Origin of the sequence: Endozoicomonas sp. ALD068, assembly GCF_049310145.1 — a bacterium.
GTDB lineage: Bacteria > Pseudomonadota > Gammaproteobacteria > Pseudomonadales > Endozoicomonadaceae > Endozoicomonas_A.
In genome coordinates this window covers 1582764-1606207 of sequence record NZ_JBLYNU010000004.1, presented here as the reverse complement: position 1 = coordinate 1606207, position 23444 = coordinate 1582764, and the positions used below count along the sequence as shown (strand labels likewise).

Annotated in this window: 14 protein-coding genes and 2 pseudogenes; 7 read left to right on the top strand and 9 right to left on the bottom strand. The window is 42.1% G+C overall.

Annotated elements, in window-relative coordinates:
- Nucleotides 1-115 precede the first annotated feature (115 nt).
- The 6 genes from ACO6V5_RS05650 to ACO6V5_RS05625 all read right to left on the bottom strand — a co-directional run bounded on the left by ACO6V5_RS05650 (nucleotide 116) and on the right by ACO6V5_RS05625 (nucleotide 13083).
- Nucleotides 116-1219, bottom strand: coding sequence for a hypothetical protein (locus ACO6V5_RS05650; protein WP_422441832.1), 1104 nt, complete (start codon nucleotides 1217-1219; stop codon nucleotides 116-118).
- A 235-nt stretch (nucleotides 1220-1454) separates the two neighbouring features.
- Nucleotides 1455-4472, bottom strand: a complete 3018-nt coding sequence (locus ACO6V5_RS05645) for a hypothetical protein (RefSeq protein ID WP_422413641.1) — start codon at nucleotides 4470-4472, stop codon at nucleotides 1455-1457.
- Between the two features lie 389 nt (nucleotides 4473-4861).
- Nucleotides 4862-5107 (bottom strand): hypothetical protein, encoded by a 246-nt coding sequence (locus tag ACO6V5_RS05640; RefSeq protein ID WP_422413639.1) that lies wholly within the window; start codon nucleotides 5105-5107, stop codon nucleotides 4862-4864.
- Nucleotides 5104-7995, bottom strand: a complete 2892-nt coding sequence (locus ACO6V5_RS05635) for a hypothetical protein (RefSeq protein WP_422413638.1) — start codon at nucleotides 7993-7995, stop codon at nucleotides 5104-5106. Before ACO6V5_RS05635 ends, ACO6V5_RS05640 begins: the two co-directional genes overlap by 4 nt.
- An 808-nt stretch (nucleotides 7996-8803) precedes the next feature.
- On the bottom strand, nucleotides 8804-9760 hold the full coding sequence (locus tag ACO6V5_RS05630; RefSeq protein WP_422441834.1) for a hypothetical protein: 957 nt from the start codon (nucleotides 9758-9760) through the stop codon (nucleotides 8804-8806).
- 356 nt (nucleotides 9761-10116) lie between these two features.
- The gene (locus ACO6V5_RS05625; RefSeq protein ID WP_422413651.1) at nucleotides 10117-13083 is read right to left on the bottom strand and encodes a death domain-containing protein; all 2967 of its coding nucleotides are present in this window, start codon (nucleotides 13081-13083) and stop codon (nucleotides 10117-10119) included.
- Nucleotides 13084-13943: 860 nt separating this feature from the next.
- Here ACO6V5_RS05625 and ACO6V5_RS05620 point away from each other — a divergent pair.
- Complete coding sequence (locus tag ACO6V5_RS05620; RefSeq protein WP_422133938.1) at nucleotides 13944-14162, top strand: hypothetical protein; 219 nt, start codon at nucleotides 13944-13946, stop codon at nucleotides 14160-14162.
- A gap of 590 nt (nucleotides 14163-14752) precedes the next feature.
- Nucleotides 14753-15052 carry a hypothetical protein gene (locus tag ACO6V5_RS05615; protein WP_422138093.1) on the top strand — a complete coding sequence of 100 codons (300 nt, stop codon included), beginning with the start codon at nucleotides 14753-14755 and terminating at the stop codon, nucleotides 15050-15052.
- A 409-nt stretch (nucleotides 15053-15461) separates the two neighbouring features.
- On the opposite strand, the gene ACO6V5_RS05610 is transcribed toward ACO6V5_RS05615, so the two are convergent.
- On the bottom strand, nucleotides 15462-16844 hold the full coding sequence (locus ACO6V5_RS05610) for a Fic family protein (protein ID WP_422413653.1): 1383 nt from the start codon (nucleotides 16842-16844) through the stop codon (nucleotides 15462-15464).
- 460 nt (nucleotides 16845-17304) lie between these two features.
- On the opposite strand from ACO6V5_RS05610, the gene istA reads away from it, so the two are divergent.
- Nucleotides 17305-18858: an IS21 family transposase gene (gene istA / locus ACO6V5_RS05605; RefSeq protein WP_422441836.1), complete on the top strand. Its 1554-nt coding sequence runs from the start codon at nucleotides 17305-17307 to the stop codon at nucleotides 18856-18858.
- Between the two features lie 10 nt (nucleotides 18859-18868).
- A complete protein-coding gene (gene istB, locus ACO6V5_RS05600; RefSeq protein WP_422414320.1) occupies nucleotides 18869-19627 on the top strand; it encodes an IS21-like element helper ATPase IstB in 759 nt (252 codons plus the stop codon).
- A gap of 632 nt (nucleotides 19628-20259) precedes the next feature.
- On the opposite strand, the gene ACO6V5_RS05595 is transcribed toward istB, so the two are convergent.
- Both ACO6V5_RS05595 and ACO6V5_RS05590 read right to left on the bottom strand, forming a co-directional pair.
- The gene (locus ACO6V5_RS05595; RefSeq protein WP_422138095.1) at nucleotides 20260-20586 is read right to left on the bottom strand and encodes a hypothetical protein; all 327 of its coding nucleotides are present in this window, start codon (nucleotides 20584-20586) and stop codon (nucleotides 20260-20262) included.
- 486 nt (nucleotides 20587-21072) lie between these two features.
- A complete protein-coding gene (locus ACO6V5_RS05590) occupies nucleotides 21073-21795 on the bottom strand; it encodes a hypothetical protein (RefSeq protein ID WP_422133941.1) in 723 nt (240 codons plus the stop codon).
- 313 nt (nucleotides 21796-22108) lie between these two features.
- On the opposite strand from ACO6V5_RS05590, the pseudogene ACO6V5_RS05585 reads away from it, so the two are divergent.
- The 3 genes and pseudogenes from ACO6V5_RS05585 to ACO6V5_RS05575 all read left to right on the top strand — a co-directional run.
- A pseudogene (locus tag ACO6V5_RS05585) lies at nucleotides 22109-22252 on the top strand (integrase); the annotation flags it as partial.
- A gap of 109 nt (nucleotides 22253-22361) precedes the next feature.
- Nucleotides 22362-22499, top strand: a complete 138-nt coding sequence (locus tag ACO6V5_RS05580) for a tyrosine-type recombinase/integrase (RefSeq protein ID WP_422492195.1) — start codon at nucleotides 22362-22364, stop codon at nucleotides 22497-22499.
- A gap of 179 nt (nucleotides 22500-22678) precedes the next feature.
- A pseudogene (locus ACO6V5_RS05575) lies at nucleotides 22679-23272 on the top strand (IS91 family transposase); the annotation flags it as partial.
- Between the last annotated feature and the right edge of the window lie 172 nt (nucleotides 23273-23444).

The window sequence follows — 23444 nt, the reverse complement described above, 5'->3', positions numbered from 1 at the left end:
TCGAGAATCGTTCACTTTTATTACTAACAACATTGCAAGAAAGGCCGACAATATCCTCCAGTCTTTGAACATACTGTGTCACGAAGGCTGCCCTTTCCACTCGTTTCAGTTTAAATCAGGCATCCAGACCAGCCGTTAATAATGAAAGGCTATGATTCTTCGTTATGAGAGGCATCTTTGCTATACGCCTAAGTTTCTTTTTCGATACATACATGTCTTGGCTGCTTGCAGGAAAAGCAAGATCACTAAAAGGAAGCCCATACAAACTCATATCCCTGGTGTCTATAACTACCGATTTTGGACGGTCTTTACTATCACCAACAAACATCTGTTTTATGGGAACACCTTTTGCGGATATAAAGTCAATTAAATCTAAAAAACCGTATTTCTGACCTAGAAACTCACATTCTCCACCAACAATATGGCATTCAAGGCTTTTCATTTTCTGCTGATCGCAAAAATCAAAAATTTCTGATAGTTTTTCAGATAAAAAATCTGTACCAGCAAAGTGACAAAGTAGCACCTTATTTAGAGATTTATCAAAAAAAGCAACACAAATGCAGGGGCAAATGCCTGTAGTAAAAATGTATCGTGGCGAGCCATCTATGAACCCCACATCAAACATATCCAGCCTTAACATAGAACTATCAACATCGTTTAATGCTTCAGGATTATAAAAGGGCATAATAGATAGTGTTTTAAGTGGCGTCTCTTCTCCATAAAGAGTATGCACGTAGGCCCCAGGAAAACACTTAAACTCTAAAATGAATTGACTTTTACTATCACCTTTCAGAACAATAGGAATTAGCCTTTCAGCTCTGATTAAATCAGGGATATCCGTACCATTGAAGGCACTTGTGATTAAATAATGATATTCACCAAATTCTAAAAGCCGATCCTGTTCTTCATTGATTTTTTTAGTTAAATCATAAACAAGCCTGTCTTTATTGATTCCAACAGTGATTCCATATTTTTTTGAAATAACATCTTGAATATGTTTAAAGACATGACTTAAAGGATGATCATAAGCGGTGTATTTTCTTAACCTGATGGAGGTTTGCTGACAGGCACTCACCCCTGGTAAATCAGAGCCGACTACAGGCTCCACACTGACTAGGGTATGACCCTGATACGTTACCGGCTCTTTTGCCTGGTTATTTGGACAATTATTTGTAGCAGCAAAGGAGCCACTAGCCTCCATATTTATGTTTGAGTACAATGTAGAACCCTCTAACTCTTACATCTCAGACTATTTTAGAGTCTCAGTTTTGATATTTGTTCAATATTCTTACTAACATCTTCGCAAGAAATCCTGACAAAAACATTCAGATTCTTTATCAGATATGCCGTTTAACCCCGTGTTCTGAAGACTGTCACAAAACTACAACAACTCGTTCCCACGCTACGAGCTACAGAGCCAAAAAGCATGGGAACAAGCTGAAAAGCCAATAGTTTCAAAGACCATAACGATCCATTACTTCGCGCTTAAGATCATTTCGTTTTATTTTTTCAAGAACAAGCAGTAAGTCTTTAAAGGTAAGTCCAACTTTCCTTTTTTTCCATCGTTCCAGCATTTCCATTGCCTTTCCATCATCTTCATCGATATCATCATCAATACTCCTTAGGTTGTGATTACTAAAAACACCCGTTTGTCTGGCAAAATTCTTCCAATCTTTGCCTAGTTTAAGACCAATATTCAGCAATTCTCCCAGTGGTAAAGGAGCTTTCATAATTACCGCCTGTGGAGTGCCTGTTTTAAATGGATGATACCGCGGATGTTTCGATACATACTCAGCGGCTTGTGTTAACGGAAAAAATTCGTGATTAACTTCCCAAGACAATAGATCAGATAATTCTTTGGGTACCATACCAAAGATCAAAAACATACTACGAATGAATTCGTCTCTTTCTTCTGGCTCACTAAGCTCCAATGCCTCAACAAGCTTTTCTCTGGCTTTAAGGGTAAAATCTATCAAAAGCTCAAGTTCTTTACTGGGTAGCTCTTCAGCCAAAAGACTATGTTCAGGAAATATAGCACTTAAACGATACGATAACATTGATCTTATAAGAACTAAAGCAGTAAACATACCCCTAACATCTTCACATTTTGATGATCCATCGCCAGAAACATTTAATGCTAGTCCCTGAAGTGTTTGATGATCAGGCATTTCAAGCAAATTATTTTTGTTAGATGGAGTAATAAAAGAATATTGACCTTGGCTCGGATAGCCCCACATAATAATGTCAAACCCTCGGCCATCAATAACCGGAAAACCAAAAATATACTTAGCATAAACATCTCTGGCTAATTTATTTAACATTTCTATTGTTTTAAATCCCGACGGAACAGTTTCTTCTTGTAGTAGACGCCCCGTCTTTTTAAAAAGCTGATAAATAGAATTAATTAGCACCACTTTCTTTTCGCGAACTAACCCTGAATAAAAAACTTGGTCTGAGTCATCAGATATCAAAAGATTATTATCCACCAGGCTGTTCAGCAATTCGTTTTTGAATCGCACCAGCGCAACTTCGTCTATATATACATTTCTATATAATGCAAGCGCTATAATAATTCTCGTCACCTCGAGATGCTCTTCGACTCCCTGCGATGTTGCCAACTCACCAACATCTGAAATAAGATCATAAAGTGACAAGTTGTTCTTTACAAAACGAATCCATTTCGAATGAAAATCACTAAGAGTTTTTTTGTCTGAAAAAAAACTATGAGTTAAAAGGTTATAAATTTCTGGGAAAATATAGTGATCATTAGTGTGAAAAAGATTTGCTCTGCGCCTTTCATTTAATTTCAAATTTTTGAACCATTGGAATACCTCGAGTGCTGAAGTATCAGCATCTTTTGTTCCTGACACCGGTATTTCTCTATCTTGTCTAGTGGCAAGAGGCTGTTCTTCAGTCGCCTCCTGTTCTACCACTTTGATTCCTGACGCTCGTATTTTCCTAACTCTTCCTACTAAAGGAAGCCGTTTTTTAGCCGGTTCCTGCTCAAGTACACAAGACTCACGATCCAGACATTCTTTACATTTATTGAAAGCTAATACCGGTTTATTACAATTTTGGCATAACCCATTGTTTGAAGATCCACCTGACCCATCGTCGCCCCCACTCCCATTTCCACCTCGGCTACCTTGACTTTCACGACCATTGTCTTGTTTAAACCGGGTATTGGCAGGTGGGGTTTCACTAAGGTCGGCCATTTGTTTTTCAGCCTCACTGCTTCCCCCGGAGCGGCTGATCCCGGTGGGGACATGGCCCGGAAAAACGGTCACGCTGCGTAATTGTTTGGGACTTAAAATAAACTCGTGCTGTGCATAACGACGATAGTCTTCCGTTTGTAACGGCTGTGCCGGTTGACTGCTCAGGAAATGCTCAAATGCAACTTCCGGATTATCGGGATTTTTGGACAATGCCAGAAAAAGCCCTGAACTCCTTTCAAGATTTGCACCCCTTATCTTATTCCAAAGTTCCTGCGAAATAATTATCACCTGCTCATTCCAACCACGTTTGATTTTGAGCACAATCCGGGTATCCCAAATTTGTTTTTTTACGGTCTGCCCGCCGGCGACAGGCACCAGGATCATTCTACTGACCGGCTGACTCGTTAATTCAAAAGAGTAAAGGGGAGCCATCCCATTTCCTGGCTTTTTCTTGAATAAATCACCTAAATCATCGCCACCACCAAAACCGCCACCACCAGAGCTTATGTAAGGCTCGCTGTTATCCGCAGTCTCAGAGGTTCCGGGTATTGCAAAAGGCCCACTGAAACGGCTGCTGCCATCAGGCTTACCAGGCCCATTTTGTACAGGTTGTTTATTACGGTAAAAAATATCGACAAATGATGCTTTTTTGCTATCAGATGCGTTGCTGCCCGATGACGACTTTAAAGCAGCGTTTTCTGAAAGAATACCGCTACATTCCGGTTCAATAACCCATCCATTACCATTGTCTTCGATGGCCAGAACCAAAGACTGATTACCTGCCGGTAAACGCCATCTGGCCGAGTACTCATGCTGCCGGAAACCACTGTCTTGTGCCGATTCGACCCGTCTCATTCTCCCATTTTGTATATCCATCATACCCTGACCCGTTAGAGGTTTTTTAATGACAGGAGGGGAGGGAAAATTTCCTGTCGATAATGCAGGAGGCGTCCTGAAACAAAAATTAAACAGGTCACCCGGTTGGCTATCGAGGATGATGTAAAGCTGATTTTTCTCCAGTTCAGAAACTGTTTTACCGCTCTCTTCAAGCGTCTTGCGATCATAAGTAAGAAGGAGGGGCGGATTGCTCCCTATAAACGACAGTTTGTTAATCTCTCCTGATGCCTCACCCCACTTCTCAGTGTCTTTGGGAGAACTCCCCCAATCTGGCCAAGTCAACAGGCTGGTATAAGCAGAACTGTGACCTGCAAGTGGCAAAATAAAAGACAGAATGAACAACAGAAACAAGCGAGTCATAGCGAAAATCCTTGCCGTTTTCATAATGAGTTTTGCCTACAAATTTTATTGAGGAGGGATAACAATAGACCCTAAATTTGAAGTTGTTTTATCTATTCCCATCTTTTCTGATATTTCTCGAAAAAACCTTTAAAATTAGCAGCCAAACTACTATTAAACGTCGCCATCACTTTGCCCCTAAACTAACAAAATCAATGTTGTTGCTTGACAGCTCAGGCAGTACCTGAATCAGTCAAATCAGGCTGCTGCGGGTTCGAGTAATGGGATCTCCTGCTACAGCAGTAAAAATCGGAAGCAGGAGAAGATTATTATATCCGGTCGATTAGCCAAATACAGGGATAGCCATTTTAGTTCTCTTGGGGAGCCAGCCGGATAAAAAGTCAACAATTTCACAAATGATAACGATCTACTACCTCGGTTATAAGATCAAATCGTCCGATTAGTGCAAAAACATCCAGCAAGTCATTGAAGGTAATCCGAAATTTCATGCTTTTCCATTTTTCCATCATTGCCCCTGCCTTATCATCAAACCCAACGTTAGCTTTATCAATCTCTATTATATGTTTTTCATTAAGAACACCGGTATTTCTGGCAAATTTTTGCCAATCAATATCTATTTTAAAACCAATATTCAAGAGTTCCTCTTGGCTACGGTAGAGTCCAAAGTTACAGACTGTGGTGTGCTTTTTTTGACAAATGAGGAACAATCGATATCGAGTCTGGAACACACATCCAGGATTTCCGCTGTATCAGAATTCAAGGTTAGAGGCTGTAGCGCGCTTATTTCTGATTCATGATCCTGTGGATATGCGTCTGCATGTGCAGCGGCTTGCGTTAACGGAACAGGTTCGGGATCCAATGATTCATCTAACAGCTCATCCGATAGCTTCTCAGGAACCATACCAAAGATCATAAACATACTACGTATAAATTTGTCTTTTTTTTCTGATCCAGCCTGTTCCAGAACCTTAACAAGCGCTTCATGGGCTTTAATGCTAAAAGCGCTTAAAAGCTCAAGTTGCTCACTGGGTAAATCTTTCGTAAAACTGGCATATTCAGGGAACATATCATTTAAACGTTGTCCGTGCATTGATCCTATAAGAACAAAGGCGGTAATCATAGCTTCAACAGCACCAAAATCCAAATATTCATTGGCAGTAACTCCTAATGCCAGCATATGAAGTGATTGACTAATGATTCCACTTATAAAATCTTTGTTATATGGAGTAATAAAAGAATATTCACCACTACTCCCACAGCCCCACATAAGAATTCCTGGTGTGTCCTCATATTCCATTTCCAGATCCGGAAGACCAAAACCATACTTAGCATAAACATCTCTGGCAAATTTATTTAACATTGATATTGTTGTAAATCTCGATGGAAATCTTTCACTCTGTAGAGGTCGACTCGTTTTTTCAAATATCTGATAAATATTATTAATTAACTCTGCTTTTTCCTGGCGACCTAATCCTGGATAAAAAACTTTACCTGGGTCATCAGAAGCGAAAAAATCATTTCTCGTTAAGTAGTTCAGCAATTCGTTTCTGAATTGTTTCAAACCGATTTCGTTCTCAAAGTCATCCCTGTAAACAGCAAGTGCTTTAACAATTTTTGCCACTTCAACATAATCTTCAATTCCCTGAGATTTTGCCAATTCCCCCACATCTGAAATAAGGTGATAAAGAGATAGACTGCCATTTAAAAACTCAACCCATTTCGAATGAAATTTACGTAGCGTATTTTTATCTGACATAAAACTTTGAGTTAAAAGTCTATAAAGCTCTGGGAACTTATAGTAATCATTAATGCGAAAACAATCTTCTCTCTGACTTTCATTTGATTCCAACATTTTGAACCATTCAAATACCTGGATTGCTGAAGTATCAGCATCTTTTGTTCCTGATACAGGTACTTCCCTATTTTGACTTATTGCAGGAAGCAGTTCTCCAGTCGATACCAGCTCAACAACACTGGCTCCTGACACAGGCTTTCCCTCATATTGTCTTATTGCAGGAAGCAGTTCTTCAATCGGATCCTGCTCAAGTACACTGGATTCACGATCCAGACATTCTTTGCATTTATCGAAAGCCAGTACCGGTTTATTACAATTTTGGCATAACCCACTGTCTGGTGATCCATCTGACCCATCGTCTCCTCCACTCCCACTTCCACCTCTGCTGCCTTGATCTTGATGACCATCGCCACTTTGAAACTGCGTATTGGTAGGCGGAGTCCTATTAACGTCACCCTTTTGATTTTCAGCCTGACTGGTTCCGGTTCCTCCAGAATGGCCTATCCCTGTAGGAACAGTACCCGGAAAAACGGTCACGCTGCGTAATTGTTTGGGACTTAAAATGAACTCTTGCTGTGCATAACGACGATAGTCTTCTGCCTGCAAAGGCTGTGCTGGGTGACTGCTCAGGTAATGATAAAATGCAGCTTCAGGATTATCAGGATTTCTGGACAACGCCAGAAAAAGCCCTGAACTCCTTTCAAGATTTGCCCCCCTTATCTTATTCCAAAGTTCCTGCGAAATAATGATCGCCTGCTCATTCCAACCCTGCTTGATTTTGAGCACAATCCGGTTATCCCAAATCTGTTTTTTTGCGGTCTGGCCGACTGCGCCAGGAACAGGCATCAGGATCATTCTACTGAATGGCTCACTCGTTACTTCGAAAGAGTAAAGAGGAGCCATCCCATTTCCTGGCTTTTTCTTGAATAAATCGTCTAAATTATCGCCACCACCAAAACTACCACCGCCAGAGCTTATGTATGGCTCGCTGTTATCAGCAGTATCAGAGGCTCCGGGTATCGCAAAAGGCCCACTGAAACGGCTGCTGCCTTCAGGAATATCAGGCCCATGTTTTACAGCCTGTTTATTAAGGTAAAAAATATCGACAAATGATGCTTTTTTGCTATCGAATGTGCTGCTGCCCGATGACGACTTAAAAGCAGCGCTTTCTGAAAAAATACCGCTACATTCCGGTTCTATAACCCACCCATTATCATTGTCTTCAATGGCCAGAACCAAAGACTGATTACCTGCCGGTAAACGCCATCTGGCCGAGTACTCATGCTGCCGGAAACCACTGTCTGGTGCCGATTCGACCCGTCTCATTCTTCCATTTTGTATATCCGTCATACCCTGATGAGATACAGTCTTCTTAATTACAGGAGGGGAGGGAAAATTTCCAGTCGAAGATGCGGGGGGCGTCCTGAAACAAAAATTAAACAGGTCGCCCGGTTGGCTATCGAGGATAATATAAAGCTGATTGTTCTCCAGTTCAGAAACTGTTTGACCGCTCTCTTCAAGCATCTTGCGATGATAAGTAAGAAGAAGGGGCGGATTGCTCCCGATAAACGACAGTTTGTTAATTATCCCTGATACCTCGCCCCGCTTCACAATGTCTTTGGAAGAACTCCCCCAATCTGGCCAGCGCACCAGGTTACTATAAGCAAAACTGTGACCAGCAAATGGTAAAATGACAGACAGGATGAATAAAAGAAACAGGCGTGTCATAGCGAGAAGCCTTGCCGTTTTCATAATTGGGTTTGCCTACAAATTTTATTAAGCAGGGATAACAATAGACCTTAAATTTGAAGTTGTTTTATTTTTTCTCACCTGTTCTGATATCTATCGAAAAAACCTTTAAAATTCGCAGCCAAGTTACTATAAACGTCGCATCACTCTTCTGTCACTATGTTGACAACTCTGTCGGCCCCGGAAAAAGACGTGAATGTGGAACACCTGTTGCCAATGAAGATCAAACCAGAATTTTTAATAAACCCCACCCAAGCCTTGCGGGGTAGGTGTTGTTGGTTGAGCGCTCAGGCAGTAGCTGAATCAGTTAAAATAGGCTGCTACGAGTTCGAGTAATGGGATTTCCTGATAAAGCGGTAAAAATCGGAAGCAGGAAAAGATTATTATATCAAGTCGATTAGTCAAATATAGGGATACCCATTTTACTTCTCTCAGGAACCAGGTATAAAGTCTATAGTGTTAAAGATGATAACGATCTATTAGTTCGGTTATAAGATCATATCGTTCGATTTCTGCAAGAACATCCAGTAAGTCATTGAAGGTAATCCAGCCTTTCATTCGTTTCCATTTTTCCATCATTGCCTTTACTTTATCATCAAATCTAGCGTTATCAACATTAATACTTCTTAGTTGATCGTCACTGAGAACACCCGTATTTTTTGCAAATTTTTGCCAATCGATGTCAAGTTTAGAACCAATATTCAGGAGTTCCTGTTCTGCTACAATAAAGAAATTTAATTAACGCTACTTTCTTTTGTCGATCCAGCCCTGAATAAAAAACTTGTTCTTAGTCATCAGAGGCAATAATATTATTACTCGTTAGGCAGTTCAGCAAGTCGTTTCCGAATTTATTAAAACTAGTTTCGTTCTCAAACTCATCCCTATAAAAAGCAAGTACTTTAACTGCCCTTGTTACCTCAACATAATCTTCAATTCCCTTTAATTTTGCCAATCTACCGACTTCTGAAATAAGCTCGTAAATCGACATACTGTAATTTAAGAACCTAGCCCAATGCGAATGAAACTTACTAAGCGTATTTTTATCTGACATAAAACTTTGAGTTAAAAGATTATAAAGTTGTGGAAGTTTATAGCAATCATTTTCGTGAAAGCAATTTCCTCTCTGCCTATCCTTTAATTTTAAAGTTCTGAACCATTGAAATACATGGATTGCTGATGTGTCAGCATTTTTTGTTCCTGATACAGCTGTTTTTCTATCTTGTCTTATTACAGAAGGCAGTTCTTTAGTCAGTTCCTGCTCAGCTACACTGGGTTCACGATCCAGACATTCTTTGCAGTTATTGAAAGCTGGTACCGGTTTTTTACAAACTTGACATAACCCACTGTTTGGTGATCCACCTGAACCATCGTCTCCCCCACTCCCTCCACCATCACGGCTGCCCCGATTTTGACGACCATAGTCTTTTTTAAATTGGGTGTCGGCGGGTGGGGTTTCACTAAGGTTTGTCATTTGCTTTTGAGCCTGACTGCTTCCCCCGGAGTGGCTCGTCCCGTTGGGAACGAAGCCTGGGAAAAAAGACACACTAAGTAATTGTTTAGGACTTAAAATGAATTCTTGTTTTGCATAATGAGGATAGTCTTCTGCTTGTAAAGGTTGTGCCGGGTTACTGCTCAGGTACTGTTCAAATGCAGCTTCCGGATTATCGGGATTTCTGGACAATGTCAGAAAAAGTCCTGAACTCCATTTGATATGGGTGGCACTGTGACCGGCATTTATTCTCACCTATTCTGATATTTCTCAGAAACACTATTGAATTGCACAGTCGGGCTACTATAAACGACCGCGTCACTCTGTCCCAAAACTGCCAAAATCAATGGGCATGAGCCTTATGCCTCGCTGTAGCATGGGTAGCTCCGTTCATTGCAGGCAGAGCCAACAATTCATGACCACGTCCATGGGACGTGGTTTTTCGCGGTGCACTAAATTTTATGAAACACCTCAGAAACAGATCACATGGTTACATGAAAATACCAAAATTGGCTGTCCCGACTGTTGATGCCCACTGTTGTTTTACCGCTGCCATAAAATGCTCCAAAATCACTGAATTGAGACGACTTTCGATAAAAAAGTTAATGATTTCAAAGAGCATAAAGTTCCATTATATCGTCTACAAGATCATCTCGTCCGATGTTTTCAAGAACAATCAGTAAATCTACAAAGGTAATTCGGACTTTCAATTGTTGCCATAGTTCTAGCATTGCCATTGCCTTATCTTCAACTCTCTCGTTATCAGCATCAATCTTTCTTACATCAGCATTACTAAGGAAAGAGCTTTTGGCAAAATTTTCCCAATCTTCGTCCAGCTTAAATCCAATATTCTGGAGTACCCCTTGTGGTAAAGCAAAGTCCAAACTTACAGACTGCGGTATTCTTATTTTTGATGACAGATGCTGAGGATGTGCTACTGCGTGAGAAGCAACTTGCGATAATGGATAAAGTTCGGAATCCGATTCTTTAGACAATTCATCAGATAGTTCTTTTGGAACCATACCAAAGATCAAAAGCATACTACGTATGAATTCATCTTTTTTTTCTTCCCCACTAAGTTTTAGCACTTCAAAAAGCTGCTCTCTGGCTTTAGAAGTAAAAGTCCTTAAAAAATCAAGTTGCTTATAGGGAATACCTTTTATTAAAAGAGCATGCTCCGGAAAAACTTTTGTCAAACGTTCTGAAAACATTGATTTTACAATAGCCAAAGCCGTAAACATAGTGCTAACTTCTTCAGCATTTGATGATCCATCAGCAGAAACAAACAATGCCAGATTTTGAAGTGATTGATGACTGTTAACCTCAAGAAAATTATCCCTGTTGTTTGGAGTTAGAAAAGAATATTGATTGTGATTTGCATAACCCCACATAATAACGTCGAATAAACCGTCATCATCAACATCCGGAAGACCAAAAAAAAACTCAGCATAAATCTCTCTGGCAAAGCTATTTAACATTACCATTACTTCATATCCCAATGGTACAGTTTCTTCTTTTACCAAGGGAACAGTCAATTTAAATAACTGATAAATAAAATTAATCAATTCTGCTTTCTTATGGCAATGCAATCTTGAATAAGAAATTTGATCCGATTCATCAGATACCAAAAGATTATTGCTCGCTAGATAGTTTATCAATTTGCTTCTGAATAGTGTTAAAGAAATTTCGTTCTCATATACCTCCCTTTTTAATGCGAGCGCTTGTATAATTCTCATCACCTCAACATAATCATCGACTCCCTGGGATTTAGCCAATTCACCGACTTCTGAAATAAGGGAGTAAAGTGCCAGATTTCCTTTTGTAAATTCAACCCATTTTGAATGAAATTTACTTAGATTATTCTTGTCTAAATAAAAGCGATGAGATAAAAGCTTATAAAGCTCTGGTAGATTATAGTAGTCATTATGGTGAAAATAATGTATTGCCTCCTTTTCATTTGATCTCAAAGTTTGAAACCACTGAAATACATCAATTGCTAAAGCATTAAAATCTTTTGCTTCAGACAGTGGCATTTCGCTATTTTGATCTGTTGAAGAGGAGAGCTCTTTATTAGCTACCTGCTCAAATAAATTAGATTCACGATTCAGGCATTCACGGCATTTATTGAAGGCAACAACAGGCTTATTGCAATTTTTGCATAGTCCACTGATTGGTGATCTACCGGATCCATCATCTCCCCCACTCCCTCTTCTACCTTGGCTTCCTTGATGGTGCCGATCATCGTCTCTTTGAGATTGGCTATAGCCGGGAGGTTTCGCGCCAAGGTCTGCCATCTCCTTTTCAACCTGACCGGTTCCTCCAGAGCAACCGATCCCAGTGGGGCAATGGCCCGGAAAAACAGACACACTAAGTAATTGTTTGGGACTTAAAATAAAATCTTGCTGCGTATAGCGACGATAGTCTTCTGCCTGTAAGGGTTGTGCCGGGTTACTGCTCAGGTAGTGATCGAATGCAACTTCCGGATTATCGGGATTTCTGGACAATGCCAGAAAAAGTCCCGTACTCCTTTCAAAATTTGCACCCTTTATTTTACGCCAGAGTTCCTGCGAAATAATAATCGCCTGCTCATTCCAACCCTGTTTGATTTTGAGAAGAATCCGGGTATCCCAAATCTGTTTTTTTACGGTTTCGCCATCAGCGTCAGGGACAGGTACAAGGATTATTCTGCTGACCAGGTCACTCATCCATTCAAAAGAGTAAAGAGGCGTTAACCCATTTCCCGGCCTTTTCTTGAATAAATCGTCTAAATCATCACCACCAAAACCGCCACCACCAGACCTTGTGAATGATTCGCTGTTATCGATAGTATCAGGTGCTGCAGATATTGCTAAAGGCCCACTGGTACGGCTATTGTCGTCAGAACTGACAGGCTCATTTCTTACAGCCTGTTTATTACGATAAAAAATATCAACAAATGATGCTTTTTTGCCATCGAAAGTATTGCTTCTCAAAGGCGACGGAGAACGGGTGAGTTCTGAAAGAATACCACTACATTCCGGTTCTATAAGCCATTCATTACCATTATTTTCAACGGCCAGAACCAGCGAGTGATTACCTGCGGGCAAACGCCATCGGGCCGTGTACTCATACTGCCAGCGACCAGTACCTGGTGTCGATGCCAACAGTCTCAATCTCACGTCTTGTATATCGGGCAAACCCTTATCCGTTAAAGACTTTGTAATTACCGGAGGAGAAGGAATATTCTCCGACGAGAATACTGGAGGTGTCCTGAAACAAAAAACAAACCAGTCATTTGGTAGGCCATTCAAAATGATATAAAGCTGATTATTATCCAGTTCAGAAATTGTTTTATCGATCTCGACATTTGACTTGCTATCATAAGTGAGATGAAGCGGCGGACTGTGCCCTATAAACGACAGTTTGCTAATCCCCTCCAATGTCTCACTCCTTTTTTCAATGGCTTTGGAGGAACTCATCCAAGCTGTCCAGCTCAACAGGTTGGAAAAAGCAGCACTGTGACCAACAAGAGGAAAAGTCACAGCCAGAATGAATAACATAAACAAGCGAATCATAGTCAGAAGTTTTACTGTTTTCATGATTGGATTTGCCTAAAGATCTTATCAACGAGGCATAACAATAGACCTTAAATTTGAAAATGCTTTATTTATTCCCATCTATTCAGTGCCTGTCTGAAAAACTTGATGTGGCAAGGATTTTCCGGACATTTTTTTACCCTGCCTTGCATGTTTTTATTCACCTCGGGCGGGTGATGTAGTGTCACATCGATCAGGCCATGTCCAGAAGTCAACAGTAGGCAGTAGGCAGTAGGCAGTAGGCAGTAGGCAGTAGGCAGTAGGCAGTAGGCAGTAGGCAGGTATCGTGCCTCGTTATTCTGAAGAATATTGCCAACACCTTAACGGCTTATCAGGTGGTATGCAGAGACAGCAAGGACACATGTAGACTGTTTGCGGTGATCCGTACCACACAAGTTTGCTGGCGGAGTTCCCTGGCACTCCAAGATGGGGAAAGCCCATTACATGGCGAATGTGAACAAATTCCCCCACAAGGCAGCGGCAAGAGTGAAAGCTATCATGCAGAAATGGTGAAATTTCTTTCTCCATTAACCATATGGCCATTCACTACTGAGCAAAGAAAAGAGTTAAAATTAAAACCATGTGCCAAAGGCTTAGAGTTTGTCTAAATTTGGACAAAATCAAACTAAAGCCACAAAGGATTTTGGCGAAAAATGTGCTTGCCAGAAAAGTTAGTCCCTGAACTAAAAGCTAACGATTTAAGAAACCGGCATACTGATTTTGATTTTTATTAGTGGCTGGTTGCATTCATCCCTAAAGGTGCCATTGCTCTTTAAACTCTTTATGCTATTGTTGCATTATAAAAAATAAATTCGTAAATCCTTTAGCTACATAAAACTTAATAAGTAAAAAAAGGAGCAACTGTGGAGCAGGCGATTCTAGTATTTCTTGAGCTAGTTTGGTTCAACAACGTTTACTTAGCTCGTTTAATTCAAGATTGCATTGAGCTTTACCCAGTCGTTCAGCTTTATGTGTCACAGGTTCTGACCAACCCTTTTTTTGAAAATTACGAACAAATAGAGGCTATTTCAGATTATATCCATCTTTATTGCTCAGAGTATGGGTATCCGGATGAAACCTGAGAAACCGTTAGAAAAATAAGATAAGCACAACTGCTATCTCTACATCCCTCTTATTAAATATTCGAACTCATCTTTCCTGATTTAAAATCAATGCCGACCTATAAAGGTCATTAATTTATGGAGCATACAGACTGCACTTTTGAATGGCTCAACCGAAATATATAATCGGATAAAGAATGATCCTGAACTTAACTGTTAAGTCGAGCTCAAAAACACGACAGAAAGCGGGTCATCTCAAATCAGTGGGTGAAGGTCATTCAAAACGGAGTTAACACCCTTCAGGCAACACCAATAATGACACTACTCTAAAGTGTAATAGAGCACCAGACCAAGTACTTATAAAAACTGGGAACCAACGCTGACAGACACAAGATTACACTAAAGAATCATTGGAGACTGGCTCAAAACCAGCAGGCATCTACCGCTAAAAAATACTCCGAACAGGTTTTGATCGAACTGATTGTCGGCACTTTTTTTGGTACATTACTTAACTACTGACAAAGCGGAAAAACTATCATACATCTGCCTGCTAACAGCTATTATGCCTATACTGTCCGAACAAAACGTACTATTTAAAGCTGAATATTGAAATGATTACTAAAGGTATAGTTCTATTACTTCTAGCAGTTACGTATAAAATTTTTGCACAACCTGGTGACTGTCTTGTAGTCACAAATGAAGATTTGTTATTAACAGAACACATCGAGTCTCTCCATAGGAACAGAGTACCTTCAGAATTACGTCCTCAACCAGAGCAAGAAGCAATTACAATTATTGGTAATTCTATCAGGAAGACAGATTCGGCTCTCTCCGAGGAAGATATTAATGATCGTTCTAAACGCTGGCTTCAGGAAACATTGGATGAAATGGAGCGAGAGGATCGGGAATAGGCGAACAACACCACCTTTAAAAGCATGGTTGGATCGTAGGCTAAACGACCGGTTTCATCATTGTTGTAATGCCCATGAAAGATCGAAGTATAGATTTCCCAGTAACCGCCCATCAAAAATGAACAAAAGATTGCAGATGGAGCGGTTAATGATCACGTGCCCACTGGCCGCGAATACGTCACATCTCATATTGGGTTGCTGTTCGTCGTCCCGCGATTTTGCGTTGAGCTTTGTTCAGATCGGGTCGCGCAGATCGGGTCGCGCAGGTCGGGTCGCGCAGACCCTGCCTCGCGACAACGCCCTTGCCCTTTCGCTAACCTTTGGCAGCGAATACCTGGTAAGAGGACTTCACCTCTCAAGTTAAGTGCCATGCTCGGCACACACACTAAAATCTGGTATGCCGTAGGTGTCACCTGGTTTTTTTTGTTAGCTGCGTTCTCCATTTTTTCTGAATAGAATTTTTATCCATCATGTAGAAAAGCCACTCTCTACCGTGTTTCTTTTTTTCAAAAATATTTAGATCAACTAGTCCGTTTAGTACAGTTGAAGCAGTATTATACGAGCAACCAAGATTGTCTCTTACACTAGATGCTGTGAAGACACTTGCTGTACCACTCTTTGCCACCTGAAACACAACCCTCTGTTTTTCTGATAGCTTTTTATAAAGTCCTGAAGACCAAATCCATTGATTGAAACTTTCAATATCATCTAATGCTTTTTTATATGCTTCTTTGAAATTATTTATTGCTTTATGAATAATTCCACACTGATATTCGATAAAATATGTTAAGTCCATATCATCCGTCTCAGTATATAAATATGACATTCCATATTTTACAGGAGCAGCTCTTAGTAAAACACTTATTGCAATATATCTGAATGCTGCATAATCATTTTTGAACATGAACCAATAAAATAATGATCGGGCAACTCTTCCGTTTCCATCTCGAAATGGATGCTCAAAACCAATCGAAAAGTGCAATGAAATTGCCTTGACTAGTGGATGGAGGTAGTCTGAGCTATCCTCATCATCATGACATTGATTTATCCAGTCGCATAAAAGTTTAAACCGTTTCTTTATCCCTTTATGAGAAGGCGGTGTATGGACGGTTTCACCATCACTATCTACAACGACAACATCATCAGTTTGTCTAAATACACCTGGCGTATATTTATCATCATCAATGTCACTGACACCAATCCTGTGCATGTCACATATCAAATCAATAGTCAGAGGCTCATCTCTATTGTCCCATGCAAATCTCATCATTTTATAGTTTCCAAGAATCATTTTTTCATCTGATGTTCTTGGTTTTCTCTTTCTCTTGAGCATGTCTTTTGCTACAAGAGTCGTTGTAGCTGCCCCTTCCAACTGGCTACTACTAATTGCTTCATCTTCAATGAGATCATTTAGAAGATATTCAAAATGTTGCTCTTCCCCAATTTTGCTACTCATCCACTCTAGTGCAGCTGTAGTTGCGTTCCGATCAGTGTGTGAGATCGTTTTTTGAATCGATGGCGTAAGTATTAGGCTACATAGTCCGGTTGGTTCACCTACAGGCAGCAAGTTTACATACTGGCTGTTTCTAGACAGTTTTGTTAAGGACCATGCAATAGCTACATCTAAGCCTTTCTTTACTCGATATCGGAATTCATCAAAGGGTAAATAGCGACCTTTTCCATCTAAGGGCTTGTAATAACTAAGATAATCTCCAAATTTCTCTGGACTATATTGGGAGATTTCCTCAAATACATTTGGATTTAGGCCTTCAGGTGGTGGTGCCTTGAACATAATATATCTCAAAAAAGTGTGATATTGAGATATTCTAACTCAATATTTCTAGTTTGTCTCAATTATGTCGTATTTTGAGATGTGGAGAGAACAGCTAACGAGCCTTTAGAAAAACCCAAAAACAAAGCCGTAAACCTGCGGTTACTGTTATTAGCGAGTACTGATCTTCAGATTCGCGGTTAATTTGTATTTTTCCATTCTGGCTTATTAGCTGCATATTCTGGCATCGCTTGAACACTCATTCTGCTAACTCTTGAACACCGATTCTGGCGGCGCTTGAACACCCATTCTGTTAACTCTTGAACACTTTTTGGCGATTTCCAGAATCGCTGTTCAACTGCCCAGAATCCGTGTTCAAGCCTCCAGAATCTGAAAACTCTTCTTTCGGTAGATTATCTCTTACGCATTGATTTCCATGAACTTTAGCCGCTGACCTTTCTAAACAGAAAGGACAGCAGCCATGCCAGATAACAGGATTTCCATGCGAAAACTTCAAGAAATACTCCGGATGCGCTTTGAGTACCGACTCAGTATCCGGCAAATAGCTCGCAGCACGCGGGTCAGTGTTGGCACTGTGTCCAACTACGTTCAGGCCTTTGAACGGTCGCCACTGAGCTGGCCTCTGCCCTCGGACTGCTCTGAGGCTACTTTGGTGCAGACACTGTTCCCTGAGACCCCACTGTCGAGCCGCCAGGGTCTGGTCGACCCGGACTGGGGCGTTATTCACCAGTCACTCAAGCGCAAGGAGGTGACCAAGCAAACACTCTGGGAGGAGTACTGCCAAGAGAGCACTCTCAATGCCTACAGCTATTCGCAGTTTTGTCACCGCTACAACCAGTGGCTGGGCTGCCAGAAACGTTCCATGCGACAGCATCACAAGGCGGGTGAAAAACTGTTTGTAGACTACGCCGGTCTTACGGTCCCTGTCGTTAATCCAAAGACCGGTGAGATCGCCCATAACGCCCAGATTTTCGTAGCGGTGATGGGAGCCTCTAACTACACCTACGCAGAAGCCACCCTGTCCCAGAAGTCCGAAGACTGGCTGGGGTCTCATGTTCGGGCCTTTGAGTTCTTTGGAGGTATTCCAGCTGTCGTGGTACCAGACAACCTCAGGAGCGGTGTCAGTAAGGCTTGCCGTTATGAACCGGACCTGAACCCGGCTTACCAACACCTGGCCAACCACTACCAGGTGGCGGTCATTCCAGCTCGGCCCTACAAGCCCAAGGACAAGGCGAAAGCCGAAGTGGGTGTGCAGTTGGTTGAACGCTGGATACTGGCCAGACTTCGTCATGAGACCTTCTTTACCCTGGCAGAACTGAACAGTCGTATACGGGAGCTATTGACTGAACTCAACCTTAAGCCCTTTCAAAAACTGCCAGGTACACGACGAAGTACCTTTGAGCAACTGGATGAACCCGCTTTGCGACCTTTGCCCAAACAGGCCTTTGAGTACGCTGAGTTCAGCAAAGCCAGGGTGAACATTGACTATCACATTCACTGTAAAGGCCATTACTACTCAGTGCCTCATCAGCTGGTCAAGAAAGAGGTGGAAGTTCAGGCAACAGAACATACGGTCACTGTCTTCTGCAAAGGTGAAGTTGTGGCCTGTCACCCCCGTAAGTTCACAACCGGTTTTACCACTCAATCAGGCCATATGCCTGAACGACATAGCAAGCACCAGGAGTGGACACCGGAACGACTGCTGGAGTGGGCAAAACAGCTGGGCCCCGATGTTCACTGGATAACTCAGTATCTGTTGAACAGTCGTGAGCATCCGGAGCAGGCTTATCGGTCTTGCCTGGGGTTATTGAACCTCAAACGGGATTACGGAGCTGACCGGTTAAACAATGCTTGCGCCCATGCCCGGAAAATCAAAGGTTACCGACTCAAGAATATCCGGGCGATCCTGCAATCAGGTAAAGACAAACAGGCTCTTCAACCTGAGGTGAAACAAACGACACTACCTCTTCATGACAGCCACGAAAATATTCGTGGTGCAGCCAGCTATCAGTAACCGGAGACGTATCATGATGAATCAAACTCTGACCCGTCTGCGGTCACTGCGCCTGACAGGCATGGCCGATGCCCTGGCTCAGCAACTGGAGCAGCCCGGCACCTACGACAGCCTGAGCTTTGTGGAGCGGCTGGCCCTCCTGACAGAACAGGAAGAGACCGAGCGCAATAACAAACGTCTTGCCCGGTTACTGAGGGCGGCCAGGTTTAAGCTGGCTGCACGGGTAGACGACATTGACTACGAACATCCCCGGGGGTTGAAGAAAGTCCAAATAGCCACACTGTCCAGCGAGGACTGGTTAAACAGGCACAGGAACCTGCTGATTACCGGACCTTGTGGCAGTGGTAAAAGTTACCTGGCTTGCGCACTGGGACACTGGGCCTGCATACAGGGTTACAGTGTCCGCTATTACCGACTCTCGCGCTTACTGGAAGAGCTGAGCCTTGCCCATGGTGATGGCAGCTACAGCAGGCAACTCAAGCAACTGGCGAAGGTGGATTTGTTGATACTGGATGACTGGGGGCTGGAACCTCTGACCCAGCAGCAACGCAACGATTTACTGGAAGTGATGGATGACCGTCACGAACAAAGTTCAACGTTGGTTACCAGCCAGCTACCGACCCGGCAATGGCATGGCAGCATCGGTGATGAGACTCTGGCAGATGCCATTCTGGATCGCCTGATGCACAACGCCCACAGGATTACGCTGAAAGGAGAATCCATGCGCAAGAAGCTGGGAAAACTGGAAACACTTGAACACTTGGACTAAAAATCAGACTGGGTGATGCGTAGGAGATCCAGGGTGTTCAAATGAACCAGAATGGGTGTTCAAGCTGACCAGAATATGCATTAGCAGCCTGAGAACCGTTCAGAACACTGCAGGCGCCTCTGGCGGGGCAAGCTGTTCACATAAATACCGACCAAAGTCGTTTCAGCGTTTCTTTTTTGATCTTCTCCATTCGTTGTAGCAACTTTCCGCCGCCATAACCATGGATTTTCTTGAGATACAGGGGTTAAGTCGCTTCCGTCGCAGTGGGCTTGAGAACGTTAAATTGGTGTTTGGCTTGCATCTGCTGGCTTACAACCTGAGCAGGGCTGTAAAAGCCGTTATTTACGCTATTTTGTGGCTAAACAAGCTTCTCTGTTGGCTTTTTGAAAAATATTGGTTACTTGATAGAAAATGGGTCAGTCGGAAAAGAAACTCAGTAAAGCCTCATACTTTGCAAAGGAGAGAGCTTTACTGTATTTGAATTTTGGCTTTTATGACACCCTCGATTGGACGAGGGTTTACGGCGATTTTGCTAGATCTGCTCTTGAAATGTTTAATAAAAATTATGAATAATATCTATTCGCAAACTCATGGTTTTGTTGAAACTTTATGTTTAAGATATGGAGTAATAATCACCCTATAAAATAAGCAAACATTGATAACGAAGAATAGATTATGAACTTTCTCCAGTCTCTTCTACTTGGTCGTTCATTTTCTTCTTTTCTGAATATACAAGTTAATTTACGAATAAAGTAGATTGTTAAGAAAATAAACAGTAGAAACTGAGGAATAAAAATGGTCAATGCGTAAACCATCATTATTCCGCCCATGCTATCACCAGAACATGTCCATCCAGAATTTAAGCACCCGAGAAAATATATGATCAAGTATATCGAAATATTACCAATTCCTACCCAAAAAATTGAATCAGGTATAACTCCCTTTTCTTCGATTTTCATACCAGTCTCCTTGCTCGGTTTGAGCATCTAACGCCTAGCCTATAAGCGGCGGTGCATCTAGCGCCGCCGGATTCTCTTTTAAGGTGCGTTGTCAATGTTTTCTTTGAGCTGAACTCACTGAAACGCCGAGAAGATAAAGAGTATCCTTGCTGAAATCTTGATCATTAGGCCATTCTACTGAGCTAAAAGCTACTCTGACCTGTTTAAAATAAGAGACATCTTTGAGTATTGCATCGAGCTTCCTTTAGACCGGGTCGCGTAGACCGGGTCGCGTAGACCGGGTCGCGTAGACCGGTCGCGTAGAACCCGCCTCACGACAACGCCCATGCCCTTTCGCCAACCTTCGGCTCTGCGAATACCTGGTCAGAGGACTTTCACCTCCCAAGTTAAGTGCCATGCTCGGCACACACGTCATTTTCAACTGCTCCGCCGCAGGCGTAGTCTGCTGGAAATTTTTTATGCGCATGATCGTACTTGAATGAATTATTACGTTTTTTGATTAAGTGCCTGAATAAAAAGACGTATAAGTATTTCAGGGCAGTCTTTGTTTTTTAGAAGGAGGACAATAAACTCATCAGATGTATTTAAATTGCTAATCAGGTAATTTAGTGCGCGAGGGCTAAGATTATTGAGTAAGTTGACCCAACTTGGCGCATACGTTATCACTCCACTTCCTTGGCAATCAAAACCAGTATAATCACAGCTAGCAATAAAGTAAAATACTGAGCCATCATGTAGTTCCCCAAACATGACCCATGGAGCTTCATCTCTTTCACCTTCTGAATATGAAATCACTTTTTTAATTTCAAACTCCCTGTCTGTAGAATACTCCAGCATTCCTGCTTGAGGTGTTCCACGCACTTCCCAATCCCCATCTTCACTTAAATAGGAAGAATACGCATAATTCAGCCACCTATTTCGACTTATAGTTCTTATTACATGTAGACCCGAGCTTTGTATTAATTCAGACAAACCCAAAAGAGATGAGTCACAACCAACCGCAGTTCGAAATGAAGAAATGCCTTGAAAGCTTAAATATTTTAAAATATTTGGAACAATTGAAGAGTTTGAAAAAACATCAATGAAACCTTTTCCAGTCTGTGAGCAGGCACAGTCTGAGAAACAATAGAATAAACATACTGTCTTTAGTAACTTTTTCACTTTTAAGTCATCATTCAAGTGATTAATAAGAAAATAATCATAGACCAAAACCTACCCGTCTAACTGGCTTTAACTGATTGCTGGCAGCGCAAAACCGAAAAACTGACGGGCGCACAATATGTACGTCCCAGTTGAGCCTGTTGTTGAACCAAGCCGCTACACGGAAAAAAAACTTACAATATTGCCTAATAATTCCTGATACCACATCAATTCTGATGTGTCTGAATAACAGGAATACCAAACATGAATTCAATCGAAAAAAACAGTTCGAAGAACTTTACCAAAAACACCTGACCGCACTCAAACTACAAAGCAAAAGCAAGCCCACCATTGATCTCTACAGCCGCCCGTTAGACGTCTTGCCAGCTATTTTAACTGCTGCCTCGATGCACTCAACACGGATGACCTTAAAACCTATTTTGCGGATCTGATCGAAAGCCACTCATGGAGTATATTAAAAACAGATCGCAACGGTATCCAGTTCTACTATGGACATGTGATCAACAAACCGTGGAAATTCATTGATATCTTCAAGCCTCTCTCAGTCAGGCGACTGCCGGATATCCTGACTTCAGCAGAGACCGCCCGGCTGCTCAACAGCTGCCAGGAATCCAATATTCAAAAACTTTATTCTCGTTACTTACAGTTCGGGACTGAGGTTAGGAGAGGCATTGAGCCTCACTGTCAACGATGTTGACTCAGACAGAATGAGTGTTCATTTAAGACAGTGCAAAGGCGGTAAAGATCGTTAGGTCCCACTGCCAACCCAAGCACTCGGGGCCCTGAGAACCCATTGGAAAACCCACCGAAATCCACGTTGGGTTTTTCCACAAGACCGGGATAAAGCAGAAAAACACCTGGCACAAAAGCCGATGAATCGCTCGTTACCCCAAAGAGCCATGAGAAATGCACTTGCCTACCAGTGCCGTGATATCACCCTCATGTGCACTTTGTAGTTCCGGATGGTGGTATTAATACCCGCCGTCGTGAATGGCGAAAGCTCAAGGGTAAATACCTGTTCAACAGTAACAACCTGGCCAGAGTCTTCCGGGGACGATTGTTGAAAGCCTCGAAAGAAGCGGGTTTACTGATACCAACGCTCAAAAAGTCATCGCCCGAACTCTGGGTGGTGAATTGTCAGCACGTCGGAAAAGGCGAACCTGCTTTGTAATACTTGTCCAGAGATCTCTACCGGGACGTTCTCACTGACCGGCAGATTATAGGTCATGATGACGGACAAGTGACTTTCATCTACCGGAACAGTAAAACCGGTGCAATGGAGCAGCGAACCATAAAAGGAGAAGACTTTATCTGGCTGGTTTTACAACATTTTCTGCCCAGAGGGTTGAGACGAGTCCGTGACTACGGATTCCTGTACTGTCGGGAGAGGCAGACTTACCTGATTCAGCTGATCTTGAAAGTCATGCTGGAACCTCTGTAACCCGTCATCCGACCCAAACACGCCTGCAGAACCTGTGGCTGCGATATGAAAGCCGTAGCATTCCGGTTCACAGGTTTCACCTGACCGATAAAAAAGGTCTCAAACTCACTCAACACGACAACGCCCGTGCCCTTTCGCTAACCTTCGACTCTGCCAATAACTGGTAAGAGGACTTTCATGTCTCAAGTTAAGCGCTATGCCCGGCACACACGCACAAAACTATATGTGCCGTTGACGTCAACTGGATTTTATTGTA